Origin of the sequence: Vibrio sp. 1562 (assembly GCF_033340155.1) — a bacterium.
GTDB classification, from domain to species: Bacteria; Pseudomonadota; Gammaproteobacteria; order Enterobacterales; family Vibrionaceae; genus Vibrio; species Vibrio alginolyticus.
The window spans coordinates 1-635 of sequence record NZ_JAWOVY010000465.1 but is presented as its reverse complement, the minus strand read 5'-3'; the positions used below and the strand labels follow the sequence as shown (position 1 = coordinate 635).

Below are 635 nucleotides of genomic sequence, written 5' to 3'. Positions count from 1 at the left end.
AGCTGCTTTGCGGAGAGAAAGGCACATCCACTTTATTGGCAAGCTCACCAGACGCAATCAACTCTGGGATTCGACCTTGCAGTTTTCCGAGTGACGATTCACGACTCACGATTGGCACGTACTTTAAGCGTCCTTCATATCGGAATTGAAGATGCTCAATCAGGTATTTGTAGACCAAATCTTTTTCGTAGCGAACACCATGCACCAGCACGATACGATCATTGTGAGGAAGCAGGTTAATGTCATCCAGCAAAGATAGAAACGGGCCAATGCCAGTCCCCGTCGAAAGCAACCATAGATCACTCGCTTGCTTAGGAATGGTGTCGTGAATGAGATCGCCATGCGCGGTTTCACCCACATAAATCGGGTCACCCGCTTTTAGCTTTTGCAACCTTGGAGAAAGTTGCCCTTGAGGATCTGCCACAATGAGGAATTCGAGCCACTCGTGTTGCTCGCTTGGCGCATTAACCACAGAGTAAGCACGGCTGATAGGCTTGCCCTCATCATCTAGCAAAGCAAGCTTGGTGAACTGGCCGGCTTTAAAGGTAAGAGGCGCGCCTGAGACCCTTAAACTGAACAGCTCGCCAGTCCAGTCAATGCGTTTTTCCACCTTGGCTAGATTGAAACCTTTCAGC

The 635-nt window shown here is 49.3% G+C and carries 1 protein-coding gene; it reads right to left on the bottom strand.

Annotation, left to right across the window (positions count from 1 at the left end):
- The coding region (locus R7Z49_RS25845) for a ferredoxin--NADP reductase (RefSeq protein ID WP_318112522.1) at window positions 1–634 on the bottom strand (634 nt) is incomplete at its 3' end.
- Window position 635 lies beyond the last annotated feature (1 nt).